This window comes from Terrisporobacter muris, from assembly GCF_024621905.1.
In the GTDB taxonomy this organism is placed as follows: Bacteria; Bacillota; Clostridia; order Peptostreptococcales; family Peptostreptococcaceae; genus Terrisporobacter; species Terrisporobacter muris.
In genome coordinates this window covers 1-3,489 of sequence record NZ_JANKBY010000351.1, presented here as the reverse complement: position 1 = coordinate 3,489, position 3,489 = coordinate 1, and the positions used below count along the sequence as shown (strand labels likewise).

Below are 3,489 nucleotides of genomic sequence, written 5' to 3'. Positions count from 1 at the left end.
CTTATAATAATATAAATATTATTTTTAAAAGGAGAATACCATAGCAATCAAAGTAATGACCATATTTGGTATTAGACCCGAGGCCATAAAAATGTCACCTCTAGTAAAATAATTGGAATCTAGAAAAGAAATAGAAAGTATTGTTTGTGTAACAGCTCAACATAGGCAAATGTTAGATTAAGTATTAAATGCATTTGACATAAAACCTAATTATGATTCATATATAATAAAATCAGGACAAAGCCTTGCAGATATAACAATTAGAGTTTTACAAAGTTTAGATAAAGTTATAAAATAAGTAAAGCCTGATATTGTGTTAGTTCATGGAGATGCAACAACATTAGTAGCAAGTTTTGCGGCATTTTACAATCAAGTTATTTGGGGTCATGTGAAAGCAGGTCTAATAACTTACGACAAATACTCACCTTATCCTAAGGAAATAAATAAGTAGGTAATAGGAATTATAGCTGATATGCATTTTGTATATCAAAGGATAACTTATTAAAAGAAGGTAAAAATGAAGATACTATATATGTTACTAGAAATACAGCAATAGATGCTTTAAAAACTACAGTAAAAAAAGATTATACTCATAAAATCCTTGAGAAAATTGGTAATGACAAATGATACTTCTTACTGCTCATAGACGGGGAAATTTAGGTGAAAATATGAAAAGCATGTTTAGTACCATCAAGAGAATAGTTGATAAATTTGATAATATACAAGTAATTTATCCTATACACTTAAATCCTATAGTAAGAGATATTGATATCATATATTATAATCTCTACAATAAGTTTCCACCTCTTATCTATTGATTAATATCAAAAACTTTCCATAAATAATATTCTCATTATTAAATAATTTTAATGCAATCATTTTATAATAAGAAAATAATGCGACAATATATCGTATATACATATTTTTTTACTCTAAATTAGACAAATGAATTCTTTTTTATATATTTTTTTAGAATTTTATATATTTTTTTGTCTATTTATGAGGATAAATTTAACAAATATATAAAGTTTTCATGTGCTACAATTTATTTGAACATAATAAGGGGGTGTGTAATTTGAATAAAAAATTACCAAAAGAGGCTTATGGAGGCGTAGCTGGAAAAGACTACGTTCCATATATTACGGATAAGTCAAGAACTGGTGGAAATACTGCTGTACTTATTATAGGTATTATATTTGCAGTCATATTTTCCGCTTCTACTGCTTATTCAGGCATGAAAGCAGGTCTTACTGTTGCTGCAGGTATTCCTGGTGCAATCATAGGTTCCGCTTTTATTGCTATTTTTGCAAAACAAAAAGGTATACTTGGAAAGAACTTAATCCAAGGTATGTCTAGTGGTGGTGAATCTGTTGCCAGTGGTCTTATATTTGTATTACCAGCTGTTATATTAGTAGGTGGTAAAATTTCTTTCTTAGAAGGTATCGCAGTTGGTGTTGGAGGTGTCCTATTTGGTATTGGTATAGCTTCACTTGTTTATAATTACTTAATTATTGACCAACATGGTCAACTTGTTTACCCTGAGTCTATGGCCATATCTGAAACTCTAGTAGCATCAGATAGTGGTGGAGATTCTATAAAGTACATGGGAGTTGGGTTTGTTATAGGTGGTGTTATTAACACACTTACAAGTGCTTTTTTAAATATAGCAAACAATGTCATGTCTTTTACAGGTAAGTCTTGGTACAAGTGGAAATTTGACTTGGAAGTTAATCCACTTTTACTTGGTATTGGATTTATCGTCGGTCTTGATGTTTCTTTAACTATGTTTGCAGGTTCCATCTTATCAGTATTTGGTATTACTCCTTTAATTGGTTATTTCACTGAAATGGCAAATGACGGTGTAATGGTATGGAACAATGCTTCATTAGCAGTAAATCAAATGACTGTTGCAGATATTTCTAGTTCTTATGTTAAATACATAGGCGCTGGTATGATGTTATGCGGTGGTATAATAGGTGCTATAAAACTTATACCAACTATAATTGCTTCAGTAAAAGAAACTGCTAAAGCAAGATCTAGCGCTACTAAAGGTGATGGTTCTTCTACTCAATTATTAATTTTATTAGGTGGAGTTATAATTGGTTTTATCGCTGCATTTATTATTTCTGGAAGCTTTTTAATGGCTATTATAGGAGCTGTATTATCATTTATATTATCTTTATTATTTGTTATAGTTGCTGGTAGATTAACAGGAACTATAGGAACATCTAATCTTCCTGTATCTGGTATGACAATAGCTTCTTTAGTTATAGTTACTTTAGTATTTGTTGTTATGGGATGGACTTCTAAAGTTGATAATACATCTTTACTTTTATTTGGTTCATTTATAGTTGTTGCCATAGCAATCGCTGGTGGATACTGTCAATCTCAAAAAGTAACTTATGTTATAGGTGGTAACAAAAACGAAATGCAACGTTATTTTACAATAGCTAGTATCGTTGGTGTTATAGTTGTTGTTGGTGTTATGGTTTTATTAACAGATCAATTAAAAATAACTGGTGATAATCCTCCATTTGCACTACCTCAAGCTAACTTAATGTCTACTCTTACTTCCGGTATAATGTCTGGTGAGTTACCATGGGTTATGATAGTAGTTGGTATATTTATGGCAATAGTTTTATACTTTTTAGATTTACCTATAATGACAGTTGCTATAGGATTCTATTTGCCAGTTGCAACTACTTCTATAATCTTAGTAGGAGCTTTAATTCGTGTATTTATTGAAAAAACAGCTAAAAGTGATAAAGAAAAAGAAGTTAAAGTTAGTAATGGTATAAGTTTATCTTCAGGACTTGTTGCTGGTGGTTCTATACTTGGGCTTATAGGTATAATTTGTCAAGTAACTGGTCTTGTTGGTGGAAATACACCTAGTGGCTTTGCTGCTGGAAATGGAATGGCTGCCGTATTATTAGTTGTCTTGATAATCCTTACAATCATACCTATTTTAAAATCAAAAGTGAAGGATAGTGAATAATGAGTAATGAATAATGAGGATGCTTTAAAAATAATATTTAAAATTTCAAATAATATAGATTATGAGGTTGATAATAATACTGTAACTGTTTTAGAAAAGCAAAATCATCCTATTCAAAATTTTTTTAGGAAATTAAAATTTAGGATACCTCTTTATAAAAAAATTAAACTTGATGAATATTGCAGCTTTGTTTTTTTACAAATAGATGGTAAGAAAAATGTTGAGGAAATAGGCAAAAATCTAGAAAAGGTTTATGGAGAGGATTCTCATCCTCTTTATGAAAGATTATTGATGTTTCTAAATCATATTGAGGTTAATTGTAATTATATAGAGAGAGTTGAATAAATTTAGAAAGGGCATATCAAAAAAGATATGCCCTTTATGTATGAAGTATATTTTATTTCTATGCAAAATAATCAACTTTGATTTTCCCCCATAAAATTGTAGGTATGCTTTCTATTTGAAAATATTTTTTATCATTATTCTCCTCTTTT

Annotated in this window: 4 protein-coding genes; all 4 read left to right on the top strand. The window is 29.6% G+C overall.

Annotated features, from left to right (window positions below):
• Positions 1-313 precede the first annotated feature (313 nt).
• The 4 genes from NSA58_RS17570 (at position 314) to NSA58_RS17555 (ending at position 3,340) form a co-directional block, all read left to right on the top strand.
• Entirely contained in the window at positions 314-451 is a 138-nt protein-coding gene (locus NSA58_RS17570; protein WP_242842779.1) for a UDP-N-acetylglucosamine 2-epimerase, read from the top strand.
• Positions 452-623: 172 nt separating this feature from the next.
• On the top strand, positions 624-818 hold the full coding sequence (locus NSA58_RS20920) for a UDP-N-acetylglucosamine 2-epimerase (RefSeq protein WP_074079001.1): 195 nt from the start codon (positions 624-626) through the stop codon (positions 816-818).
• A 257-nt stretch (positions 819-1,075) separates the two neighbouring features.
• On the top strand, positions 1,076-2,995 hold the full coding sequence (locus tag NSA58_RS17560; RefSeq protein ID WP_039681355.1) for an OPT family oligopeptide transporter: 1,920 nt from the start codon (positions 1,076-1,078) through the stop codon (positions 2,993-2,995).
• A 6-nt stretch (positions 2,996-3,001) separates the two neighbouring features.
• Positions 3,002-3,340 (top strand): PqqD family protein, encoded by a 339-nt coding sequence (locus NSA58_RS17555; protein WP_074078998.1) that lies wholly within the window; start codon positions 3,002-3,004, stop codon positions 3,338-3,340.
• Positions 3,341-3,489: the final 149 nt, after the last annotated feature.

Excerpts from the sequence above, each read along its gene's own strand:
- NSA58_RS20920 (WP_074079001.1), top strand. The coding sequence starts at position 624 with ATGATACTTCTTACTGCTCATAGACGGGGAAATTTAGGTGAAAATATG.
- NSA58_RS17555 (WP_074078998.1), top strand. The coding sequence starts at position 3,002 with ATGAATAATGAGGATGCTTTAAAAATAATATTTAAAATTTCAAATAAT.